This is a genomic window from Mesorhizobium sp. (assembly GCF_965229135.1).
Lineage (GTDB): Bacteria > Pseudomonadota > Alphaproteobacteria > Rhizobiales > Rhizobiaceae > Mesorhizobium.
Genome location: NZ_OZ245860.1, coordinates 3,031,147 through 3,054,000, shown reverse-complemented (window position 1 = coordinate 3,054,000; position 22,854 = coordinate 3,031,147). Strand labels below are relative to the sequence as shown.

General features: G+C 63.6%; 18 protein-coding genes. 7 read left to right on the top strand and 11 right to left on the bottom strand.

Annotated elements, in window-relative coordinates; genetic code table 11:
• Position 1: 1 nt before the first annotated feature.
• From ACO07C_RS14460 to ACO07C_RS14440, 5 genes are all read right to left on the bottom strand, one after another.
• Positions 2–526: a hypothetical protein gene (locus tag ACO07C_RS14460; protein ID WP_421914840.1), complete on the bottom strand. Its 525-nt coding sequence runs from the start codon at positions 524–526 to the stop codon at positions 2–4.
• Positions 519–3,401 (bottom strand): sarcosine oxidase subunit alpha family protein, encoded by a 2,883-nt coding sequence (locus ACO07C_RS14455; RefSeq protein ID WP_421914839.1) that lies wholly within the window; start codon positions 3,399–3,401, stop codon positions 519–521. The genes ACO07C_RS14460 and ACO07C_RS14455 overlap by 8 nt, the downstream gene beginning before the upstream one ends.
• The gene (locus tag ACO07C_RS14450) at positions 3,398–3,664 is read right to left on the bottom strand and encodes a sarcosine oxidase subunit delta (protein WP_421914838.1); all 267 of its coding nucleotides are present in this window, start codon (positions 3,662–3,664) and stop codon (positions 3,398–3,400) included. The genes ACO07C_RS14455 and ACO07C_RS14450 overlap by 4 nt, the downstream gene beginning before the upstream one ends.
• A gap of 67 nt (positions 3,665–3,731) precedes the next feature.
• Complete coding sequence (locus ACO07C_RS14445) at positions 3,732–4,985, bottom strand: sarcosine oxidase subunit beta (protein ID WP_421914837.1); 1,254 nt, start codon at positions 4,983–4,985, stop codon at positions 3,732–3,734.
• Positions 4,986–5,070: 85 nt separating this feature from the next.
• Complete coding sequence (locus ACO07C_RS14440) at positions 5,071–7,482, bottom strand: GcvT family protein (protein WP_421914836.1); 2,412 nt, start codon at positions 7,480–7,482, stop codon at positions 5,071–5,073.
• A gap of 287 nt (positions 7,483–7,769) precedes the next feature.
• On the opposite strand from ACO07C_RS14440, the gene ACO07C_RS14435 reads away from it, so the two are divergent.
• The 5 genes from ACO07C_RS14435 to ACO07C_RS14415 all read left to right on the top strand — a co-directional run bounded on the left by ACO07C_RS14435 (position 7,770) and on the right by ACO07C_RS14415 (position 12,748).
• Positions 7,770–9,209 carry an aldehyde dehydrogenase family protein gene (locus ACO07C_RS14435; protein WP_421914835.1) on the top strand — a complete coding sequence of 480 codons (1,440 nt, stop codon included), beginning with the start codon at positions 7,770–7,772 and terminating at the stop codon, positions 9,207–9,209.
• Positions 9,210–9,213: 4 nt separating this feature from the next.
• Positions 9,214–9,801: a DUF1349 domain-containing protein gene (locus tag ACO07C_RS14430; protein ID WP_421914834.1), complete on the top strand. Its 588-nt coding sequence runs from the start codon at positions 9,214–9,216 to the stop codon at positions 9,799–9,801.
• A gap of 193 nt (positions 9,802–9,994) precedes the next feature.
• Positions 9,995–10,888, top strand: coding sequence for a dihydrodipicolinate synthase family protein (locus ACO07C_RS14425; protein WP_421914833.1), 894 nt, complete (start codon positions 9,995–9,997; stop codon positions 10,886–10,888).
• 77 nt (positions 10,889–10,965) lie between these two features.
• Complete coding sequence (locus tag ACO07C_RS14420; protein WP_421914832.1) at positions 10,966–11,493, top strand: GntR family transcriptional regulator; 528 nt, start codon at positions 10,966–10,968, stop codon at positions 11,491–11,493.
• A 265-nt stretch (positions 11,494–11,758) separates the two neighbouring features.
• Positions 11,759–12,748, top strand: coding sequence for a glycosyltransferase family 10 domain-containing protein (locus ACO07C_RS14415; protein WP_421914831.1), 990 nt, complete (start codon positions 11,759–11,761; stop codon positions 12,746–12,748).
• A 24-nt stretch (positions 12,749–12,772) separates the two neighbouring features.
• On the opposite strand, the gene ACO07C_RS14410 is transcribed toward ACO07C_RS14415, so the two are convergent.
• From ACO07C_RS14410 to ACO07C_RS14385, 6 genes are all read right to left on the bottom strand, one after another.
• Positions 12,773–14,341 (bottom strand): glycosyltransferase, encoded by a 1,569-nt coding sequence (locus ACO07C_RS14410; protein WP_421914830.1) that lies wholly within the window; start codon positions 14,339–14,341, stop codon positions 12,773–12,775.
• Between the two features lie 53 nt (positions 14,342–14,394).
• On the bottom strand, positions 14,395–15,567 hold the full coding sequence (locus ACO07C_RS14405; RefSeq protein ID WP_421914829.1) for a glycosyltransferase family 4 protein: 1,173 nt from the start codon (positions 15,565–15,567) through the stop codon (positions 14,395–14,397).
• Positions 15,568–15,584: 17 nt separating this feature from the next.
• Positions 15,585–17,114 (bottom strand): mercuric reductase, encoded by a 1,530-nt coding sequence (locus tag ACO07C_RS14400; RefSeq protein ID WP_421914828.1) that lies wholly within the window; start codon positions 17,112–17,114, stop codon positions 15,585–15,587.
• Complete coding sequence (locus tag ACO07C_RS14395; RefSeq protein ID WP_421914827.1) at positions 17,104–18,444, bottom strand: glucoamylase family protein; 1,341 nt, start codon at positions 18,442–18,444, stop codon at positions 17,104–17,106. Before ACO07C_RS14395 ends, ACO07C_RS14400 begins: the two co-directional genes overlap by 11 nt.
• Entirely contained in the window at positions 18,437–19,882 is a 1,446-nt protein-coding gene (locus ACO07C_RS14390) for a GH39 family glycosyl hydrolase (protein ID WP_421914826.1), read from the bottom strand. Before ACO07C_RS14390 ends, ACO07C_RS14395 begins: the two co-directional genes overlap by 8 nt.
• Before the next feature lie 119 nt (positions 19,883–20,001).
• Entirely contained in the window at positions 20,002–20,811 is an 810-nt protein-coding gene (locus ACO07C_RS14385; protein WP_421914825.1) for an IclR family transcriptional regulator, read from the bottom strand.
• A gap of 186 nt (positions 20,812–20,997) precedes the next feature.
• Here ACO07C_RS14385 and ACO07C_RS14380 point away from each other — a divergent pair, with 186 nt between their 5' ends.
• On the top strand, positions 20,998–22,011 hold the full coding sequence (locus tag ACO07C_RS14380; RefSeq protein WP_421914824.1) for an ABC transporter permease: 1,014 nt from the start codon (positions 20,998–21,000) through the stop codon (positions 22,009–22,011).
• Complete coding sequence (locus tag ACO07C_RS14375; RefSeq protein WP_421914823.1) at positions 22,011–22,853, top strand: ABC transporter permease; 843 nt, start codon at positions 22,011–22,013, stop codon at positions 22,851–22,853. The genes ACO07C_RS14380 and ACO07C_RS14375 overlap by 1 nt, the downstream gene beginning before the upstream one ends.
• Position 22,854 lies beyond the last annotated feature (1 nt).

Here is a 22,854-nt window from a genome sequence, read left to right as displayed (position 1 = left end):
TCTACCGGATATTGCCGGCCGCGTTCTCCATCCAGGTCCACAAATAGGCCGCGTGCCCTCGGTCGGCATGGATGCGCAGCGTCGCGCCATGACGATAGATGATGGCCTCGATGCCGGCGAAGGATAGTGCGGCGCTCGCGCTGGTCTGTTTGGGGTCCAGCGTCGTGCCCCGCGCCATGAAGGCATCGATGGCATCGCCGCTGACTTCGAATACATGCAGCCCGGCACTGATCTCCGTCACGGCGAAACCCTGGCTGTACCACCCCGTGGCCATGCCGATCGGCGTGGTGGATACGGCCAGCAGGCGATCGCGCGCCAGGCGCACCGTATAGCGGATGCCCTCCGCCAGGCCGAATGCGCCGACAGCCGTCCCGTCGAAGCCGGACGCCTCGGCCCAGGCGGCGAGGTTGCCGCTGACCAGGCGCTGGTGCAGTCCGGAAGCCGAAACGATCCTGAGCCCCGGCACCTCGATGGCGGCATCTTGCCAATCCGGCGCCACTGACCATTTTTCGGCGAGATTACGCATCGAGCCGGCCTCCTTCTGGATCGAAAGCGCAAGGCGGCGAGATCGTCGCGCGCCTGACCTGGCCGAGATGCTGGATCTCGATCGTCTCGCCGTGGCGCGCGGTGCCGCGTTGGATCAGACCAAGCGCGACCGGACGGCCGAGCGCCGGGCTCTGGTAGCTGGAGGTGACGAAGCCGAGGCTCGAAAGCTTGCCGTCGCGGCGTTCTATCCCGTGCGCGCCTGTCGGCAGCGGCGCTTCGCCGGACGGTACTGTCAGGCCGACCAACTTCATCCGGTCGTCCCGCGAGGCCTCCTCGGTGAACAGCGAGCGGCGGCCGACGAATTCGGTCTTGCGCTTGGCGCGCGGACCTTCGACGCCCAGGTCATGCGGCAGCGTGGTGCCGTCCGTGTCCTTGCCGATCACGATATAGCCCTTCTCGGCGCGCAGGATCATCAGCGCTTCCAAACCGATCACCACCGCGTCGAACGCTTGGCCGGCCTCACGCAAACGCTGCCACAAGGGCTCGGCGCGATCCGCGCGGATGGAGATCTCGTAGCTCCGGTCGCCGGTGAAGCTGACGCGGGCGACGCGGACCGCATCCCCGGCATAGGTGCCGTGGCCGATTGCCATGTGCGGCAGGTCGGCGTCGTCAAGCGACAGGCCCAGTTGCAGCGTTTCAAGCAGCTTTCGGGAATTCGGTCCTGAAACCGTCAGCGTTGCCATTTCTGCGGTGGCATTGTGGATGTAGACGGCGTCGCGGCCGAACCGGTCCTGACGCCATTCCTCCAGCCGCGCATGCACGGAGGTCACATGCGAGGAGGAGCACGATACGACGAAGCGGTTATCGTCCAGGCGCACCAGGATGCCGTCGTCGAAGACCACGCCGTTTTCCGACAGCATGAAGCCGTAGCGGCAGCGGCCGGGTTTCAGCGTCGACATGGTGTTGTAATAGATGAAGTCGACGAATTCAGCGGCCTTCGGCCCCATCACCTCGATCTTGCCCAGCGTCGAACCATCGAACAGCGCCACCGACCGGCGGGCGCGCCGCGCCTCGTCCTGGATCGAGCGTTCCGTGTCCCCGCCGCCGTAGTAGGCCGGGCGCAGCCAGCCGCCATATTCCTGGAAGACGGCGCCATCGGCGCGATGGATTTTTTCCAAGGGCAGCCGGCGCACCGGCGCCATCAACTCGCCAGATCGCGCGCCGGCAAAGCTGGCGAGCGGAACAGGCGTGAACGGCGGACGATAGGTGGTGGTGCCGACTTCCGGCACCGTGCGGCCGGTGATCCCGGCCATCAGTGCCAGACCCGCCAGATTGGAGGTCTTGCCCTGGTCGGTCGCCATGCCGAGCGTGGTGTAGCGCTTCAGATGCTCGACGGAGACAAAATTCTCCCGCGCCGCGAGTTCGACGTCCTTCACGGTCACATCGTTCTGGTAGTCGATCCAGATGCGGCCCTTGGATCCCGGTAACGGCCAGGCGGCGGCGATACCGCCGGTCGCCTCCGATCCGGTACTGCGTGGTGGGGTCGCTAGCGTCCGACCGAGAGACGCAACCGACTTGCCGGCGCCGGCGAACACGTCCGCCAGTGACACCGCGCCGGCGGCGGCGCCGGCGACCGCAATGCCCTCGACCGGGTCGCCCGGCAGGAAGGCCGCGCGCGCTTCGCTCCAGGCGAGCTTGCCCTTGGCCTGGCAGAAGAGATGGATTGTCGGCGTCCAGCCGCCGGAGACAAGCAGGCTGTCGGCATCCAGCCTTGTGCCGTCGTCCAGCGTCAAGCCTTCGACGCGCAGCCTGCCACGCGCGGCGGTGACGCTGCGCCCGGCGATCAGCCGCACGGCGGCAGGAATGGCGGGTGTTCCATCGCGGCGAACATCGACCAAAGTGACGTCAGCGCCGGCACCAGCCAGTGCGCCGGCAACCTCGTAGGCGCTGTCATTGTTGGTGGCGACGACGACGCGGCGGCCGACAAGCACCGCGTGACGCTTGAGATAGGCGAGTGCCGCATCCGCCGACATGATGCCCGGCAAGTCATTGTTGGCGAACGGCAGCGGCCGCTCGATGGCGCCCGTCGCCAGGATGATGTGGCGTGGCCTGACCCGCCACAGAGTATCCGGGCGCCCGGCGGGGAGGCGCTGGTTCAGCCCGACCAGATTGTGGTCGTAGATGCCGAAGGCCGTGGTTGCCGGCAGCACGCGGTGGCCGCCTTTGACGAGGTCGCGAACCGTCTCCTCGACCCAAGTGGCGGCCGGCCTGCCGTCGATCTCGCCGGCACGGTGACCGAGCGATCCGCCGGGTGCCTGCTGGTCGTCGACCAGCATGACCGAGAGGCCGGCTCCAGACGCGAGTTTCGCCACGGCGAGCCCGGCGGGTCCCGCGCCGACCACCAGCACGTCGCAATGGGCGTTGATCTGGTCGGCCTTGCCTTGCGATGTCCAGCCGATGTCCGCCTTCCCCAGTCCCGCCATGGCGCGGATGCGCGGTTCGAACATGTGCCAGTCCGGCCACATGAAGGTCTTGTAGTAGAACGCCGCCGGAATGAAGCGCGAGAAGCGGTCGAGGAAGGCGTTGCGGTCCGCGAGCGCGTTCGGCGAGGCATTGACGCTCCGGGCGACCAGGCCATCACGTGCCGGCTCGGTCGTGGCGCGCGTGTTGGGCGTCGACGCTACGTTGCCGCCGATGTCGACCAGGGCATTGGGCTCCTCGACGCCGGCACCCCAGATGCCGCGCGGCCGATGATATTTGAAGCTGCGGCCGACCACCGCGACATCGCCTGCAAGCAGCGCCGAGGCGATGGTGTCGCCGGCAAAGCCCTGCACGGTGCCGCCGTCGAAGCTGAAACGGATCGGGCTGGAACGGTCGATGGCGCTGCCGCCGGAGGGGAGACGCGAGGCGCTCACGCCGCGTGCCCCCCGCCGAGCGCGGTCGAGGACAGCACCTTGTGGGTGACGGTGTCACGTTCCATGACGAAGAACTCGCTGCAATTCATGTGAACCCAGATCTCGCGCGTCGTGCCCTTCGGGTTGCCGCGCATGTAGAGGTAGTTTGCCCAGCGGTCGATGGGCACGTCCGTGCCGTCCGGCCGGAGGTTTCCGGCTTCGCCGCCATAGTGGAATTCGGTCTCGTCGCGCGGACCGCAGAAGGGGCAGGGGAACAGCTGCATGGGAACCTCTAGTCGTGGTCTTTATGCATGTCGCCCAAAACCGCTGCGCGGTTTTGGGCGACATGTATCAGTGCGCGATGCCGGAGCCGGCCGCTTCGTCGATGAGCCGGCCTGTGGCGAAGCGGTCCAGGTCGAACGGACGGCTGATGTCGTTGTGTTTGCCGGTTGCCAGCAATTGCGCCAGCAGCGTGCCGCCGGCGGGAATGGCCTTGAAGCCGCCCGTGCCCCAGCCGCAATTGAGGAACAGACCGGGCAGCGGCGATTCGCCGATGATCGGCGAGGAGTCCGGCACGACGTCGACGATCCCCGCCCATTGCCGCATCAGCTTCAACTGGCCGAAGACCGGGAACATCTCCAGGAGACCGGCGATGACTGTCTCCAGCGTCGGCAGATTGCCGCGCTGCGCATAGGAGGGGATGCGGTCCAGCCCACCGCCAATGACGATCTCGCCCTTGTCCGACTGGCTGACATAGACGCCGGTGCCGGGCGACAGCACCACCGTGTCGAGGATCGGCTTCACCGGTTCGGAGACGCAGGCCTGCAGCGCATAGGAATTGATCGGCAGCCGGAAGCCTGCCTTGGCCGCCAGCACCGATGAATGTCCGGCCACCGCCATGCCGATGCGCTCGGCGCGGATGGCGCCGCGCGTCGTCTGCACGCCACGGCAGCGGCCGCCCTCGATGATGAAATCGGTGATCTCGCAATTCTGGATGATGTCGACGCCCAGCCGGCTCGCCGCACGCGCATAGCCCCAAGCCACCGCGTCGTGGCGGGCCGTGCCGGCCCGGCCTTGCCAGATGCCGCCGAAAACGGGGAAGCGAGCGTCGGCTGAAAAATTGTAGAGGGGTGCTACACGGCGCACGTCGTCCGGTGAAAACAGTTCGGCATCGATGCCGTTGATCTGCATGGCATTGACGGTGCGTGCGCCGACTTCCATCTCGGCGGTCGAGTGGCACAGATTGACCATCCCGCGCTGCGACAGCATCACATTGTAGTTCAGGTCCTTCGACAGGCCCTCATAGAGCCGGTGCGCCAGTCCGTAGAGTTCGACGCTTTCGGGATAATAATAGTTTGAGCGCACAACGGTGGTGTTGCGGCCCGTATTGCCGCCGCCGATCCAGCCTTTCTCAAGCACGGCGACGCGGCTTATGCCGTGGTTCTTTGCCAGGTAGTAGGCCGTTGCGAGCCCATGGCCGCCGCCGCCGATGACGATCGCGTCATAGGACGGCTTCGGTTCGGGCGAACGCCAGGCCGGCTGCCAGCCGGTCTGGCCGGCCAGGCCCTCCTTGAAGAGCGATAGAGCGGAATAGCGTCGGGTCATGGAGTGCTGGACGAGCCTGATTTTCGGAAGGAACGGCAAGGGATCATTGCACGGACTTTTGCGTCCGTGCCACCCGTTTGAGCGGTCATGCCCGCATCTTTATGCCCTTGGGATCGTATGGCGACGACGCGATCACCCGAGCGCCGCGTTCGACGCCGACGATGTGGGTGGTGAGCGCCGTGCCGATGGCGCACGAGTCGCGATCGACGATCGCCATGGCAAGGCTTTTGCCGACCGTGTGCCCGTAGCCGCCCGAGGTGATGAAGCCGGCAAGCGAACCCTTGTTCCAGATAGGCTCATAGCCGCTGGCATCCGCATCGAGAGCATCGATTTCAAGTGTCGCCAGCATGCGCTCTGCTCCGGCCGCCTGCTCCCTCAATGCCACGTCGCGCCCGACGAAATCGCCTTTGTCAAAAGCGATCCAGCGGTTCATGCCCGTCTCCGCCGGCGTATAATCCTGCGTGAATTCGCGCGACCAGATACCAAAACTCTTCTCCAGCCTGAGCGAATTGACCGCGCCGAAGCCATATTCGGTGACGCCCAGATCCTTGCCGGCCGAAAGCAGCGCGCGCCGCAGCGTGGCATGTTCGTTCGCCTGGCAATGGATTTCGTAGCCAAGCTCGCCGACGACCGAGAGCCGGCCGACCTTGGCCCGCACCAGCCCGACGTCCAATGTCTTGCAGGCCAGCAAGCCAAAGGCCTCGTGCGAGATATCCTGGTGCGTCAGGCGCTCGAGCAGCCGGCGAGAATTAGGTCCGGCCAGCGAGAAGCCGACCACCGCGTCCGAGATGTCGCGCACGGTCACGCCTTCGGACAGGTGCTGCTCGAACCAGCGCATGTGCCATTGGCGCAGGTAATAGGAGCCCATGACCCACCAGGTGCCGTCGCCCCAGTTGAAGACGGTGAGGTCGCCCTTGAGCTTGCCGTTTTCGCCCAGCATCGGCGCGAGCTTCGCACGGCCCTGCTTGGGCAGCGCGCAGGCAAGCACCCGGTCGAGCCAGGCCTGCGCCCGCGGCCCGGCGATCTCGTAGCGCGAGAAGGCCGTGATATCGAGCAGGCCGACGCCTTCGCGCACTTTCCGGCATTCGTTGCCGATGATGCCGAAGGCGTTGGAGCGCTTGAGCGTCGGCGTCTCGACAAAACCCTGCGGCGCGAAATAGAGCGGCACTTCCATGCCCCAGGAGTTGCCCCAGCGTGCACCCGCCGCGTCCATCGCGTCATGCGCGCCGGCGGTCTTCAGCGGCCGGCCCGCCGGCAACTGCTCGTTGGGATAGCTCATGATGAAGCGGCGCGAATAGAACTGGCCGGTCGTCTGCTTGATGTATTCGCGGTTGGAGGCGAAGTCGCCGTAACGGGCGATGTCCATGCCGTAGACATCGGCCTCCGGCTCGCCATGGATCATCCATTCGGCGAGCGACTTGCCGACGCCACCGCCTTGCAGGAAGCCGGCCATGACGCCGCAGGCGACCCAGTAATTGGGCACGCCACGCACCGGGCCGACCAGCGGATTGCCGTCCGGAGAGAAGGTGAAGGCGCCGTTCACCCAGCGCTTGATCCCGGCCGTCTCAAGGCACGGATAGCGGCTGAAGCCGAGCGCCAGTTCGTCGGCGATTCGGTCGGTATCCTCCTGGATCAGCTCGATGCCGTAGTTCCACGGCGTGCCGTCCATGTTCCAGTGCTTGTGGTTGGTCTCGTAGATGCCAAGCAGCAGTCCCTTCTGCTCCTGGCGCATATAGGTGAAGCCTTCGAGATCGACGACCATCGCCAACTCGCGGTCCAGTGCCTGGACTTCGGGCAGCGCCTCGGTAACCAGATAGTGGTGCTCCATCGGCGACACTGGCAGGTCGATGCCGGCCATCCTGCCAACCTGCTTGGCCCATAGCCCGCCCGCATTGACGACATGCTCGGCGACGATCGTGCCCTTCTCCGTCACCACGTCCCAGCTGCCGTCGGCACGCCGGTTCAGTTCCAGCACCCGGTTGTGCTCGATGATATCCGCGCCGCGCAGTTTCGCCGCCCTGGCATAGGCGTGCACGACGCCCGAGGGATCGATATGACCCTCACGCTCGGCATAGAGGCCGCCCAATATGCCGTCGGTGTTGAGGATCGGGCAGTGATGCTTGATTTCGTCGACGCCAATCAGGCGGACGTCATCGATGCCCATCGTCTGGAAGACCCGGTAGGAGGCCTGCAGCCATTCCCACCGCTCTGGCGCGGATGCCACCGAGATGCCGCCGGTCATGTGCATGCCGATGTTCTGGCCGGATTCCTTCTCGACCTCCGAGAGCAGGTCGATCGTGTAGCTCTGCAAGGCGGCGATGTTAGGGTCGGCGTTCAGTGCATGAAAGCCGCCAGCGGCGTGCCAGCTCGATCCGGCGGTCAGGACTTCACGCTCGACAAGAGCGACGTCGCGCCACCCGAACTTCGCCAGATGGTAGAGCACCGATGCTCCAACCACGCCGCCGCCGATAACAATTGCCCGGTAATGAGATTTCATCGCGCTGTCCTCTACCCGACGGTCACCAGCACGGTAGCGCCATTGTACACTAGTGTCTAGGTAGTTATGGACAATTGTGTACAGAGCCAGTATCGTCGCCTTGCATCGACCGAAGGCGGCGCCGCGCCCGTCTCTGATCCGTCGGCCGACTGAAGCTGCCGTTTGCCAGTGCTCCCGTCGGCAATCGGGGTTGCGACCATGCGCATGCTTTCCCACGCCGCAATTGTCTGTCAAATACGCGCATCAGACAGACAGCGCCGCGCGGCGATCTCAAGGGAAACACGGACATGACCCAGTTTCGGAAAAACCTCATCGATGGCGAATGGGTGGGCGAAGCCGGCTCCCGCAACATAAACCCGTCCAATCTCGACGATGTTGTCGGCGAATACGCCTCGGCGGGTCCGGAACAGGCCCGACAGGCCATAGCGGCGGCGAAGGCCGCCTTTCCCGCCTGGTCGCGCTCCGGGCCGCTGGCGCGTCACGCCGTGCTGAGGAAGGCGGCGGACGAGATCACCGCGCGCAAGGATGAGATCGGCCGGTCGCTGGCACGCGAGGAGGGCAAGACGCTGGCCGAGGGCATCGGCGAGACCATTCGTGCCGCGCAGATCTTCGATTTCTTTGCTGGCGAGACATTGCGTCTGGCGGGCGAACTGGTTCCGAGCGTGCGTCCGGGTGTCGGCGTCGAGATCACGCGCGAAGCGGTCGGCGTGGTCGGCATCATCACGCCTTGGAATTTCCCGATCGCCATCCCGGCCTGGAAGATCGCGCCGGCACTGGCCTACGGCAACACCATCGTCTTCAAGCCGGCCGAACTGGTTCCCGAGAGCGCCTGGACCATCGTCGACATCCTGCATCGCGCCGGCCTGCCGAAGGGGGTTCTCAACCTGGTCATGGGCAAGGGGTCGGTGGTCGGCCAGGCCATGCTCGACAGCCCCGACCTCAACGCCATCACCTTCACCGGCTCGGTCGGCACCGGGAAGCGTGTCGCCGCCGCCAGCGTCGAGCACATGCGCAAGTTCCAGCTAGAGATGGGCGGCAAGAACCCGCTCGTCGTGCTGGACGACGCTGACCTCGCGGTCGCGGTCGACAGCGCCCTCAACGGCGCGTTCTTCTCCACCGGCCAGCGCTGCACGGCGTCATCCCGGCTGATTGTGACCGAGGGCATCCACGATCGTTTCGTCGAAGCGCTGAAGGACCGCATGGGCAAGCTGGTGATCGGCGACGCGCTGGATGCCAAGACGCAGATCGGCCCGGTCGTCGACCAGAGCCAGCTGAAGCAGGACGAGGACTATATCGCCATCGGCCGCCAGGAAGGCGCCGAGCTCGCCTTTGGCGGCGAGCGGCTCGACCGGCCGACGCCCGGCTTCTATCTGCAGCCGGCGCTGTTCACCGGCAGCACCAACGCCATGCGCATCTCGCGCGAGGAGATTTTCGGGCCGGTGGCAAATGTTATCCGCGTCAAGGATTATGACGAGGCATTGGCTGTCGCCAACGACACGCCGTTCGGCCTGACTTCCGGAATCTGCACGTCCAGCCTCAAGCATGCGACACACTTCAAGCGCAACTCGGAAGCCGGCATGGTGATGGTCAACCTACCGACGGCGGGCGTCGATTTCCATGTTCCCTTCGGCGGGCGCAAGGGCTCGAGCTATGGTCCGCGCGAGCAGGGACGCTACGCGGCGGAGTTCTACACCACCGTGAAAACCGCCTACACATTTGCCGGCTAATTAAATGATGGAAAAATCCGCCGCCGACGGACTGACCTGGCTCAACCCGCCGCCGCATCACGCGGCGGCCGGCAACACGCACCATGTGCGCACCGGCAAGGAAACCGACTTCTGGCGCGAGACCTTCTACGGTTTCTGGCGCGACAACGGCCATTTCCTCTACCAGCCGGTCGAGGGCGATTTCAGCGCCGAGGTCACCGTCAAGGGAAACTACGAGGTGCTCTACGACCAGGCCGGGCTGATGGTCCGGCTGAGCGAGACACACTGGATCAAGGCCGGCATCGAATACACGGACGGCCTTATGTATTTTTCCGTCGTCGTCACCAACGACGCCTCGGACTGGTCGCTGGCCACCATTCCAGCCGATCCGACCGGTGTCAGGATTCGGCTCACCCGCCACGCGGAGACGATCCGTGTCCAATATCTCAACGCGGCCGATGGCCACTGGAAACCGGTGCGCCTTGCCTATTTCCCACCCTCGAAGACAGTTGATGTCGGCATGATGTGCTGCTCGCCGCAGCGCGAGGGGTTCGAGGTTACCTTCGCCGATTTCACGGTCGGCCCGCCGATCGCGCGCGAACTGCACGGCTGAGCGGGCGTCGGCTTCGGCGCGGGCTCACGCCGCGCCATCTTGACCTGTTCCTGATCACAGGGCGGCGCAACGATGTTGCGCCGCGAAAGCCGAGCGTGTCGTCGCCGCGAGAGGATCTCTTGCGCCCTCTTTTGTATATTGTAAAATTGGATCCAATTTTGTCGTGACGATCTTGCGAGAGGGGACCAGAAAGATGACGCATTGGCAGGGAGTGTTCCCCGCGGTCACGACCAAGCTGGAACAGGACGGTACGGTCGATCTCAAGGCGACGCAGGCCAGCATCGACCGCCTGATCGAAAATGGCGTTTCGGGCATCATCGTGCTGCCGATGCTGGGTGAGAATGCCTCACTGCAGCCGCGGGAGCGGGAGGCGGTCGTTCGTGCCGCCGCTGAGGTTGTCGCCAGCCGTGTTCCGTTGCTGTCGGGTCTCGCCGAGATTTCGACCGCGAACGCCATCGCCAGCGCCCGCAAGTATCAGGAGTTCGGCGCCGAAGGCCTGATGGTGTTTCCGAGCCTGGGCTACAAGACCGATCCGCGCGAGACGGCTGCATGGTACAAGGCGATCGCCGGCGCCAGCGACCTACCGATCATGATCTACAACAATCCGATCGCCTATGGCGTCGATGTCACGCCCGACGTCCTCCAGGTGCTTGCCGATTGTCCGACCATCGTTGCGGTCAAGGAGGAAACCGGCGACGTTCGCCGCGTGACAGACATGTTCATCGCGCTCGGCAACCGCTTCGATATTTTCTGCGGCGTCGACGACCAGATCGTTGAGAGCATGTCGCTTGGCGCGACCGGCTGGGTGTCGGGAATGACCAACGCATGGCCGAAGGAATGCGTTGAGATCTTCAATCTGTGCGCGGCCGGAAACTTCGCCAGGGCACGCAATCTCTACCGCATCATGACGCCGTCCTTCCATCTCGATACGCACGTCAAACTGGTCCAGTACATCAAGATGGCCGAGCACCTTGTCTACGGCGCGCCTGAGTGGACCCGGGCGCCGCGCCTGCCGCTGGTCGGCGAGGAACGCGAGCGCGTCATTGCGACCATCAAGACGGCAATCGACCAGCTCAGGCAGGCATAGGCCCGCCGGCGAACTTGTCTGGCCGCGTGGGAGATGGCATGCCTCGCGGAAAGCAGGAAATGATCCCGGAGCGCCGAATGCCCTCAGCCCACAAGCCGCTCCAGCGCCAGACGGTGACGGCCATGGTCGCCGAATACATCGCCGCCAGGATCATCGGCGGCGATTATCCTGGGGGACATCAGATCCGACAGGAGGCGATTGCCGCCGAACTCGGCGTGAGCCGCATTCCGGTGCGCGAAGCGCTTCTGCAACTGGAGGCCGACGGCCTGGTCGTCATCCGCACCCATCGTGGCGCGGTGGTCTCGGAACTGTCGGCCGATGACGCGATCGACCTGTTCGACGCACGGCTTTTGCTCGAACCGTTCCTGGTCGAGAAGGCGATCGCGCTCGTGTCCGATCAGGAGATTGCCGATGCCGAGACGGCGATGCGGGCCTATGAGGCGGCCATCGCGCGGGGCGACGATCCAAAGGAACTCAGCCGGCTCAACTGGGCATTTCACACGGCCTTGCTCGAACCCTCCATGCGGCCGCGCTCGATGGCCGTCGTCCAGACACTTTTCAGTTCTTCCGACCGGTACCTGCGCCTGCAGATCGAGCCCGCCTAGGCGCAGGCCAAGGCCTTGCGGGAGCACCGCGACATCTTCGATGCCTATCGGCGCAGGCAGACCGCCGAAACGTCGATGCTGCTGAGGAGGCACGTTGCCGACGCCGTCGATGAAATTGTCAGCCAATTGAGGCGCGGCGGGGCCGCCGCCTGACCTTCATGGTCCCATTGTTTTTGTCGATCTTGGCCCTTGATAGAGCCGAAGCATCCTTCCATAAGGTCAAAGACACGGCTAAAACTAAGCGTTTCCGCCGAAAGTATTTGCCTTGATTCAAACAGACGAACCGCTCTTTCTGTTCTACACGTCGTTCTTCGGCAAACCTGTCGACATCGCGGCCATATCGCGCTGCGATCTTCCGGTACGGTGGAGCGTCGACCGCCGACGCCTCTCCGAGGCAACAGCAGTCCTTTTTCATCTTCCGGATTATCGCGAGATACGCGACGCCCGCAAATATCCAGGCCAATATTGGGTCGGCTGGTCGATGGAAAGCCGGGAGAACTACCCCGTCATGGCCACCCCGGGGTTCATGCGGCATTTCGATATCACGATGACCCACGAAATCGGGTCGGACATCTGGCGGCCCTATCTGCCAGGCCCAAAATGGTGGAGGAATGCACAAAGAGGGTCCCTGCCGGCAAAAACCGAGAGCGCGCCCGTTGCGCATTTTCAATCCGCCGCGATCGATCTCAGCGGCCGCGTCGCATTTGCCTCGGAGCTTGCCCGGCATATTGGGATCGACTCGTATGGCCGGCATAATCCCACCCGGACGATCGAAGGGCCTGATCTTGGCAAGCAAACGAAGATTGAAACCATCGCGCGCTATCGGTTCTGCCTGGCCCTGGAGAATTCGATCTCGCCAGATTATGTGACGGAGAAGATATACGACCCCCTGCTTGCCGGCACTGTGCCGGTCTATCTCGGCGCCCCGAATGTCGATGAATTCGTTCCCGCCAACGCGTATATCGATGCCTCGTCCTTCAGCAGCCCCGCTGATCTCGCCTCCTACCTCCATCATCTGGTCGAAACGCCGCGGGATTACGAAGCCTATTTCGCCTGGCGCACGAACCCGCTGCCAGAGCGGCTGGCCAGGCGCCTCCACGAATTGGACACATCGCCCGAGTGCCGGCTGGTGGCGCTTGTCCATCAGCGCATGCGCGACAGGGAATGCCAGCCATCGGGCCGGCCGTCTCTTCCATTTGGCCGCGTCGCCTTCCTGCGGACCAAGCTGAGGCGCTGGCGAAGGGTCATCGTCTGAACCCCAACCAAGCATCGCGCCGGTTCACCAGGGGACGTGGAGTATCTCCAGCTTGGGAAGCGCGACCGGCCTGATGCCGAGATCATTGGCGAGGGCGCCGAAACCTTCTGTCTCGATGAGGTCGCGGTAGGGGATTTCAGGGAAGCGGAGGCCGCCGCGATGCAACGCCGCGTCGACCAGCAGCATCGTGCCGCCAACGCAATCGAGCCCGACGATGTCGAGATGCCTGACGTCACTGAGATAAAGCCGGTTTGGTGACGTCGCTGGTGGCTGGTACAGGCCGCCACGTATGTCGCGGTAGTAGCGGTAGTCCCTTTCGAACCGTGTCGCGATGAACGTATTGAGGTCGAAGCTGCCGCCGCCGGCGATCTTGACGCAATTGGGTACGACGATGCGGTGTCCGGCGCCGATCAACCGGTTCACGACATCGTCCGGGAATCGCCAGACGTCGATATCGATCCATAGCGCCCAGTCGTCATCATCATCCAGCCCATGGTCGATCAGATGGTTTCGCACCTTGGCGATGGTGCCGCGTCTTACCCGCTGGTGCCTTGGTTTCGCTCGTTTCTCCCGGTCGAGGCTCGTTCCCACATGTTTGCGCAGCAGTTGGATCCCGCGATATTTCTCGCTGAGGGCGGCCGTCGCAACCTGCAGCTTTTCCCAACTGCCGTCCGTGCTGTCGCCCTCGCAGAAGACCAGCTTGATCCTGTCCTTTGGATAGTCGAGCGCCTGCAACGCATCGAGAAACGGCTGGATATGGTCCGCCGCGTCGCGGAGCGGCACCAGGACGGCAATGTTTGGACCCTTGGGTGGCGGGGTCGAAAGCACTTCGCGATCGACGCTGGCCTTGGCGGAGGCTTCGTCGAGGCAGGCACCTCGCGTGATCTGGTGCCGGAGTCGATAGAGATGCGTTCGTATCCTGCCCCACAGCCGTGGTGGTGGCTGCGTTTTCCACCATGTGCCTGCCCAGCGGTGGACCGACAGGGTCGGTCCTTCAGACCGGCCGATGCTGCCGCCAGCCGAATCGACTGGGCAGAACAGGGAGGACGGATGTATGGATAATGCAGCCTGATCGCTGTAACCGCGCTGCGCCGACGTCAGCATGCACGGTCCCGTGGCGTCGATCACTTCCTTCGCATTGGCCAGTCCGGGCAGCATGGACAGCACGTGAAGCCAGAACGGATGCCCCGGCGGGCTCGCGATCGTGCCGTTGAAGATCAGATAGGGCAGGCCGCGAAAACTCGCCTGGACCAACGCATGTGAATCCGGCTCCTTGCAAAGCACGATCCGTTCCTCGCCCATGATCGGATCGAAGGGCGCCGCGCATTCGCAATCGATGTCGGCGTACACCCCGCCGAAATGGTGGAGAAGCATATAGCGTCCGGCATCGGCGCGCTCTACGCCCTGTGAATAGCTGCAATAGACAGCCAGCAAATGCGGATAGTGTTCTGCAACGAATTCCAGGAGCTTGCGGTCGCTCCAGAACATCATCGTCCAGTCGGGATTGTGTTTCTTCCAGCTTTCAACGTAACCCTGAAACCGGATGGGGATGCTGTCGGTCTTCCACGTCTGGTGCAGTATTGGTGGGATCATCGGCAGCTCGTCAACCTGTGATTAAATTCGTACCCTCTTGAGTAACGTAGGGTTTATCCGCCGGCATCGTCCAGTCCTAATCCGCGGCGTAACGCACTACGGATGGCTTCAGGGCCAAAGCGCGCCCATATGGCGTCATGCGCGCGAATGCGCTGCTTCGCCAGGCGTCCCCGATCCCGGCAAAGCGCAATGGCTGTTTTGGCGAGGTCTTCATCCGATTCCGCCAGAAGCACCTCCTCACCGTCGATCAGGTCCAGGCCCTCCGCCGCCAGCGGCGTGGCAATCACCGGTACGCCCCATGCCATCGCCTCGAGCAGCTTGATGCGCGTACCGCCGCCGCTCGAAAGCGGAACGATGGTCAGGTGCGCGCTCATCAGCAACGGGGCCATGTCGGCAGGGTTCTCGACCAGCGTCACGCCCGGCTGTTCCGCCAAGGCCTGGACCTTCGGTACGGGCGAACGGCCGGCGATCGTGAGCCTTGCATCGGGCAGCGCCTTGCGGATGCGGGGCAGGATGGCGCCGGCAAGTCGCACCGCGGCATCGACATTCGGCTCATAGCCGAGATGTCCGACAAACAGGATGACCGGAAAGCCGTTGGCGGTCGTGGGCTGCGCCGGCAGGTCCGCCGGAATATGCTCGGCGCGGGGAATGCCGTTCGGCACGATATCGATCGGCACGCGATGCCGGGCAAGAGCGTTCAGTTTTTCTCGATCCTGGCTGGAACAGACCCAGGCCCTGTCGACGATAGCAAGGGCTTTTCTTTCGAGGCGCCTGAGGCCTGTCGCGGCCGCTGACGGCCCCCGAGCATTCCGCTGCAACTGCCCCGCCAGATCGGACTCGACATTGTGCATGTCGACAATGAGCTGGCTGGCCAGCGGTCGCAAAGGCCGGAGCAGCTTGAACAGCGGAATGCCTTCGACCACGATCGTGTCCGGGCGAAACGTGCGGACCAGCACTTCCAGGCGCGTCAAGGCGGCGCGCGAAATCCTGTTCTCACCGGCTACCCTCCACCAGCCGATCGAAGCCGTCCTGGGCTCTCCATTGATTGTGAGGGCAGCCATATGAATCCGCGAATCGAGCGGCTGCGACAACTCGGTCCGCGGCCGTATCGAGACGAGGTACACCGGTCCGTATTCCGCAGCCAGCTCGGCATTGCGGTAATTTCGAAGATCCGCGCCCGACACGGGCGGAAAAGCGGGATCGTGGCACACGATCAGTGTGCGCATTTCCTGTCTGTCCGTGTTCATCGCCTCGACCAGGCCAGCCAGCGGTTCGTCAGACGCGTCCAGAAAGGTGTGAGCCGCGTCCGTCTGTAGGCGTCTCCAGCCATCTTGATTCCCTCGGCCTGCGTCGGAAACGGATGGATGACATCGGCCAGAGCACGCAGCCCCATGCCGGACGTGATGGCGAGCGACACCGCGTTGATCATCTCGCCTGCGTGGCTGGCGACGACCGTCGCGCCGAGTATGCGGTCGGATCCTTCCTTGACGTGTACCTTCACGAACCCCTCTTCCTCGCCATCCATCACCGCGCGGGCGACATCGTGCATCAGCACCGTATATGTCTTGACCGGGATGCCATTCTCACGCGCCTCAATCGGGTAGAGGCCGACATGCGCGATCTCCGGGTCGGTATAGGTGCACCACGGAACGACCAGTTCGCTGAGCTTCCTGCGTCCGAGAAACAGCGCATTCCGCACGACGATGCGGGCGGTTGCCTCCGCCGTATGGGTGAACTTATGTTTGAGGCAGACATCGCCCGCCGCATAGATCAGCGGATTTGTGGTTCTCAAGTAATCGTCCACCTTGATACCGCTGGCGTCATACGCCACCCCCGCATTCTCCAGGTCGAGACCGTCGACATTCGGCGAACGGCCGATGCCTGTGACGATCTCGTCGACTGAGATCGTCGTGATCTCGTCGTCCCGCACCAGGTCGGCAAGCTTCTTGCCGCCCTCCGTCCGAACCGCCGCCACCAAGGTGTTCAGGCGAACCTCCACCCCTTCGCGCGCCAGGGCATCCGAAAGGATCTGTGCCGCATCTCTTTCTTCACCGGGCAGGAACATCGGATCGCTCTGCGCCAGGATAACCTTCGCGCCGAGCAGGCATAATGCCTGTGCCGTCTCGCAACCAAGCGGCCCGCCGCCGATGACCAGGAGTCGTTTCGGGCAGTCGACGAGATCGAACAAGGTCTCGTTGCTGAGATAACCGGCCTCGGCGAGACCCGGGATCGCCGGCAGGCTGGGACGCGCACCCGTCGCCACCAGTGCCTTCCTGAAACGCAGGGTTTTCCCGGCGACCAGGATCGAGTCCTGACCGGAAAATCGGGCTTCGCCGAAATAGAGGTCGATACCTTCGGAGGCGATCGCCTCGGCGCTGTCGCCACGGCTGATCCTCTGGCGGATTTGCCGCATCCTCGTCATCGCGCGCTGAAAATCGACGCGGACACGTTTCGGCGTGTCGCCGCCGAAATTCTCGGCATCGCGCATGTCGGCATAGAGCCTGGCCGTGCGGATCAGCGACTTTGAAGGGATGCAGCCGACATTGACGCAAGCGCCGCCGATAAGACCGCGCTCGATCAGAGCGACTTTCGCGCCAAGGCTTGCCGCCTCGCGCGCGGCGGTCAACCCCGCGGGGCCGGCACCGATGACGACAAGATTGTAAGTCCCTGTCGGCTCGGGGTTTCGCCAATGCGGGGGATGGGCGTTCCTGATCAGCTCAAGGTCGTTGCGGTCGACCGGAAATGCGGCGGCCTTTCTGCGGTCACGCGGCATCGCTGCCATCCCTCAGGGGCTGCGCCAGCCAGCCGCCGGTAAACCCCGCCTTGAGCAGTCCGCGACGGATGTGTTGATTTGACCGCATCAGCGTCCAGAGCAGCCGCGAGCGGTGGTTCTCGATCATCATCACTGTGATGCCCTGGTCCAGCCCATAGTGCCCTTCGGACACCCAGCCATCGCGGCCGAATTTTCGCCGGTTTGCCAGGGTCGGGTTGAAACCGCTAGGGAGGCGAAAATTGCTGACCACGCCTGGGTAGCGATCCAGCAGGTGACGCAGCGCCGGCAGGCAGATCTCAGGCGCGAAGGGCAGGGACGCCGGATAGGACCATGGCGCGATCGTTCCGTCATCCGGCCCGAAGGGCGCGCCTCGCGCGGCATAGCCGGAAAACCTGTGAGGCCGTCGCTCCACGCTCGCCCGGAAACCGCCTGGCCCATCCCCCGCCGAAAGCCCCCACAGATTGTCGCTGTAGCCGCCATAATCATAGGGATTGTGACGTGCATAGTCGCGGTGAAGATAGGTCGAGCGACGGCTGTTCTCGAAATAGTCGGAATTCTTCTCGCGCATGAACGCGTCCCGTATGCCCTGGAAGTCGATCCAGGCATGCGAGAACTGGTGCATGAACAACGGCCCGCCATAGAGCACGTCGTAGCCGTAAATATTCTCCCACTGATAGGTCGCGGTCCAGCCCGCATAGCTGTCGTCCGAGCTCGGACTGTCCGGCGAGGCCATGGACAGGACATAGAGGATGGTCGCTTCGTTATAGCCTTCCCAGCCATAGTGCAGAAAGCCGCTCTTCGGCTTCCAGCCCTGTCGCAAGGTGGGCGTGCTGCCCTGCGCCCATCGCCAGTCGACACGTTTGTACAGCGCCTCGGCCAGGTCCCGGATCTCGCGCTCGTGGTCATTGTTTTGCGAGAAATAGGTGCCCGCCACCAGCACGCCTGCGATCAGCAGCGCCGTATCCACCATCGACAGTTCGCAGCGCCAGACGCGCCGGCCCGTGTGCATGTCGAGGAAGTGGTAGTAGAAACCCTTGTGGCCGGTGACGTCGTCGCCATTGCCTTGCTCGCTGCCGTGGAAGAAGCGCAGTGTGGCAAGGGTCAGTTCCACGGCTGCGGCGCGCGTCATCCAGCCGCGCTCGACACCGATGGGATAGCAGGACAGGCCGAAGCCGACGACGGCGATGCTTGCCGGCGAATTGGGGCGCGACGTGTCGGCGACAAGTCCGTTTTTCGGATTCACGTTTTCCACGAAATAGTCGAAGGCAGCGCGCTGGAGTCGGTCCAGCAGCTCTTCGTCGGACAGTGCGGCAGGCTCCCCATCAAGCAAGTGAAGCAAACTCCAGCGTGATCGCGGCGATCCCCAGCGGCGGTACGGTCACGTCGAATTCGAGGCCGCGCTCACTCCAGAGCACAGGCAGGTGCTCTGCGCGCATCTCCGAAACGGCATGGAGTTCATCGGCCATTGCCTGACTGAGATAGTCCGGCTTTCCCATCGTCTCCCACAGCGCCCTGGCGTTGGCGTTGTAATCGTCGATCCGCCTGATGGTCGCTATCGCCGGCACCGGCGCATCGAGCAGTTCGACATGCACGGTCTCGTCCTTCACCGGGTGGCGCGGCAAGGCGAAGTTCGAAACCAGGACGGTTATCGAATGGCCGTCGCGGATGCTCCAGGCGTCGACCGTCGGATGATCGCCCTCCATTTGCAGTATCTCCGTCCCCAGCCCATGCAGCAGTTCGAAGGCACGGTAAGCTGGTTTGGCGATACCGTGAAGATTCATCAGGCCGAAACCACCATGGAAAGGTTGGGAAGGAAAGTAGTTCTCTTCGAAAATGTCGGAAAAGGTCCAGTAGCTGTAGCCCTGCACCAGCCCTCGCGCCTCCATCACCGTCTTGATGATGAAGGCCGCCGCATAAGGCTGGTCATGCATGGGATCGCGCGGGTTCGAGGATGTGCACCATTCGGTGTAGTAGAGCGGCCGGCCGCCTGCATGGGCGCGTGCGATCCGTGCTTCGTCACGCAGTGCGCTTCTCGTGCTTTTCGACAACTGGGTCTCGGTGTCGTCTCCGGGCTGACCGAAAGCGTCGGTCGGATAGTGGTGCGTGCTGATGAAATCCGCCGGCAGGTCTTTGCCGGCGCAGAAGGTGATGAAATCCTCGATCCAGGCGTTGGCGGCGGTTGCAGGGCCGCCGACCTTCAGCCGTCCGTCCACGGATTTGATGGCTCGCGCGGTGTGTGCGTAGAGCTTGAAATAGTCCTCCTGCTTGCCGCTGCCGAACGCTTCGAGATTGGGCTCGTTCCAGACTTCGAAAAACCATTGGCGCACTTCCTCCAGGCCGTAGCGGTCGACCCAATGCGCGACCAGTTTCGAGATCAGCGTCGCCCATTGATCATAATCCTTCGGCGCGCTGACATTGGCACGGTAGTGGAAGATGATCTGGTCGCTGGAGGACAGCATCGTCGGCATGAAGCTCAGTTCGACGAAGGGACGCATGCCGATCGACAGCAGGAAATCGAAGATCTGGTCGGCATTGAAGAACGAGTAGAGCGGCTGGTCGTCCTGGTCGATGAGCGTACCCATGTCGTCATCGAGCAGGCCGTGGAAGCGGACATGGCGAAAGCCGAGTTCGTCATGCGCGCGGCGCATCTGCGCTTGCCAGTCGGCGCGCAACGCGAGCGTGGCGTGGCCGCTGCCGACCGTGTGTTCCCAGAAGTGTGGAAAGTCCTCGCCCTGGCTGCGAAGATCGCAGCGAAAGATGACGGTCATGGGCGGTATCCGATTGCGGCCATTCGTTTGCCAACTATAAGCCTACAAGGTTGCGATCGTTGCCTGGTCACGCCGATTTGTAGTTGGCCGGAGCTGTCGAAGCGATCTCCCGCCCGAAGCTAGATCGGGTTCCCCTCAAGCTGGTCACACAGCGCCTTCACCATGGCCACCAGGGCCGGACCGATCTCGGCATGCGCACGCTCCTCGGTGATGATCTCGCCGATACCGCCGCAAGTGATGGCAACCAGCGGCGAACCGTCGCGCGGGCGGAAGGGCACGCCGACCGCATGGATATAGCTGTGCCAGGCGCCGAAAGAGGTCACATAGCCAAGCCGTGCGTATTGGGAGACCGCTTCCTCGATCGCCGACGCGATCATCGCCGACTTGTCCGGCTCCGCCTCCTGTAGCGTGCGCACAAGGCTGGTGCGTTCCTCCTCCATGAGCCCTGCCGCATAGGCGAGCCCCATCGAGGTCTTCCAGATTGGCAGATAGGAGCCTGGGTTGAGCCGCAGCGTGACAAGGCTCTCCGACCGGCAATTGGCCAGATAGACCATATTGAAGCCATCGCGTGTGCCGATCGCCACCGCCGCGCCGGTCAGGTCGGCCAGCGGCTGCATCAGCGGCCGCGCGATATGGACGACGGCGCTGGAACTGAGCGCGGAATAGCCAAGCGCCACGGTCGCCGGTCCCAGGCTGTAGCGGCCAAGATCCTTGTCGTAGAGGAGATAGCCAAGCGCGCTCAACGTGTAGGTGATGCGCGACACCGTGGCTTTTGGCAAACCGGTGCGCGCGATGATATCCTGATTGCCGAGCGACAGATCGCCGGGCCGGAAGGCGCGCAATATGCCCAATCCGCGCACCAGCGACGACGAAAGCTGCGCGCCTTCGCCGTCGAGCTCCGTCTCGTCTCTGCTGGCTCGCTTGCGCACGCTGAGGTCTTTCTGACGGGAGTGTCCGCCTGTCGGGCCGGTTCTGCCGGCACGGATGATCAAAAATGAAATTAAATTCCATTTATATTGACAGCGGCTTTCGCAGACTGTCAATATGCTCCGATCGATGGCATCTCCCAGCGCCTTGTGCCATCTTACGAAGCCCATCCTTGTGAAGGTAGCCACGTGTCCCGCTATATTTTGCGCAGGCTTATCGCAATGCCGTTTCTGGTGCTCGGCATCGTCACCATCGCCTTCTTGATCACCACGGTGACCAAGGGCGATCCGCTGACGGCAATCGTCGCCGAACAGCAGATGAGCAATCCCGAAGTGGTCGCAGCCGCCAAGGCGCGCTGGGGCCTCGATCGTCCACTTCCGGAACGCTATATGATATATCTTGGCAATCTGATCAGTGGCGACCTCGGCACATCGTTCATCACCAAGCGTAATGTCGGCACCGATATCCTCTACCGCTTGCCGGCGACGCTCGAGCTTGTCTTCGCCGCGATGATCTTTGGCACAACGCTCGGCATCGTGCTGGGCGTTCTGGCTGCCTATTTCCGCAACAGCCTGATCGACCATGGCGCGAGGCTCTTTGCCCTGTTCGGCTCGTCGCTTCCGGTCTTCTGGTCCGGGCTCGGCCTCCTGTTCATCTTCTCCGTCATGCTGAACTGGCTGCCTGGCCCGGGCAGGCTCGACGCGCGCCTGGCGCTGCCGCCCGGCATCACCGGCTTCCTGACCGTCGACTCGTTGCTGGCCGGCAATCTCACCGTGTTCAAGGACGCGCTTTGGCATCTGCTGCTGCCCGCCTTCGTGCTCGGCTGGACCGTGTCGGGAACCATATCGCGGCTGGTCCGCGCCAACATGCTGGACGTGATGAGCCGCGAGTTCGTGCTCACCGCGCGCGCAAAGGGTGCCAGCGAATTCCGCGTCGTCATCGTGCACGCGCTGCGCAACACCATGGTGCCGACACTGACCGTCATCGGTTATTCCTTCGCCTACCTGATCACCGGCGCGGTGCTGACCGAGACCATCTTCTCCTGGCCGGGCATGGGCTCCTATGCTGTTGAAGCCGCGCGGGCACTGGACTTTCCGGCCATCATCGGCGTCACCATCGTCGGCGGTCTCGCCTTCCTGGTCACCAACCTCATCACCGACATCCTTTATGTCGTGGCCAATCCGCGCGTGAGGTTGAGCTGATGTCGGCGGTCGTCACAAAATCCCGTTCCGCCGCCATCCCCGAATGGCTGACCGCGCCGCTGGTCATCGGCACGATCGTTATCCTGTTCTGGCTGTTCATGACCGCGTTCGCCAATCTGGTCGTGCAGTTCGATCCGCTCGAAATGGTCGCGCGCCGCCTGCAGCCGCCAAGCTGGGCGCATTGGCTCGGCACCGACGCGCTCGGTCGCGACGTGCTGAGCCGGACGTTGCACGGCGCGCTTCATTCTCTGCCCATCGCCGTTCTGGTCGTCATCTCGGCCGTCGTCATAGGCTCTCTGCTCGGCGCTATCTCAGGCTTCGTCGGCGGCTTTACCGGGGCCGCGATCATGCGGCTGGTCGACGTCACCTTGTCCTTCCCTCCAATGCTGCTGGCCATGGCCGTCGCGGCGTCGCTCGGGCCCGGTCTCGGCAATGCCGCCATCGCCATGGTGCTGGTCTGGTGGCCCGTCTATGCCCGGCTGATGCGGGCGCAGGTTCTGGAGGTCAAGGAGCGCGAGCATGTCGAGGCGGCCATCGCCGCCGGCGCCAGGCCGCATCGCGTCCTGTTCAAGCACATACTGCCGCTCTGCTGGACCCCCGTGCTGATCAGCGCCACGATGGATCTCGGCCAGGTCGTGCTGCTGGCCGCATCGCTAAGCTTCATCGGCCTTGGCGCCACGCCGCCGACGCCCGAATGGGGCTCGATGATCTCCGACGGCGCCGTCCATTTCTATCAATGGTGGATCGCCTTCGGCCCCGGCGTCGCCATTCTCACCATCGTGCTCGGCTTCAACTTCATCGGTGACGGCTTGCGCGACATTCTCGATCCGAGGTCGGACTAGA

Bases quoted from the DNA above. Each gene is read 5' to 3' on its own strand.
- ACO07C_RS14430 (WP_421914834.1), top strand. From the start codon at position 9,214: ATGATGGAAAAATCCGCCGCCGACGGACTGACCTGGCTCAACCCGCCG.
- ACO07C_RS14390 (WP_421914826.1), bottom strand. From the start codon at position 19,882: ATGACCGTCATCTTTCGCTGCGATCTTCGCAGCCAGGGCGAGGACTTT.
- ACO07C_RS14440 (WP_421914836.1), bottom strand. From the start codon at position 7,482: ATGAAATCTCATTACCGGGCAATTGTTATCGGCGGCGGCGTGGTTGGA.
- ACO07C_RS14410 (WP_421914830.1), bottom strand. From the start codon at position 14,341: ATGATCCCACCAATACTGCACCAGACGTGGAAGACCGACAGCATCCCC.
- ACO07C_RS14405 (WP_421914829.1), bottom strand. From the start codon at position 15,567: ATGCGCACACTGATCGTGTGCCACGATCCCGCTTTTCCGCCCGTGTCG.
- ACO07C_RS14425 (WP_421914833.1), top strand. From the start codon at position 9,995: ATGACGCATTGGCAGGGAGTGTTCCCCGCGGTCACGACCAAGCTGGAA.
- ACO07C_RS14450 (WP_421914838.1), bottom strand. From the start codon at position 3,664: ATGCAGCTGTTCCCCTGCCCCTTCTGCGGTCCGCGCGACGAGACCGAA.
- ACO07C_RS14420 (WP_421914832.1), top strand. From the start codon at position 10,966: ATGCCCTCAGCCCACAAGCCGCTCCAGCGCCAGACGGTGACGGCCATG.
- ACO07C_RS14375 (WP_421914823.1), top strand. From the start codon at position 22,011: ATGTCGGCGGTCGTCACAAAATCCCGTTCCGCCGCCATCCCCGAATGG.
- ACO07C_RS14445 (WP_421914837.1), bottom strand. From the start codon at position 4,985: ATGACCCGACGCTATTCCGCTCTATCGCTCTTCAAGGAGGGCCTGGCC.
- ACO07C_RS14435 (WP_421914835.1), top strand. From the start codon at position 7,770: ATGACCCAGTTTCGGAAAAACCTCATCGATGGCGAATGGGTGGGCGAA.
- ACO07C_RS14460 (WP_421914840.1), bottom strand. From the start codon at position 526: ATGCGTAATCTCGCCGAAAAATGGTCAGTGGCGCCGGATTGGCAAGAT.
- ACO07C_RS14400 (WP_421914828.1), bottom strand. From the start codon at position 17,114: ATGCCGCGTGACCGCAGAAAGGCCGCCGCATTTCCGGTCGACCGCAAC.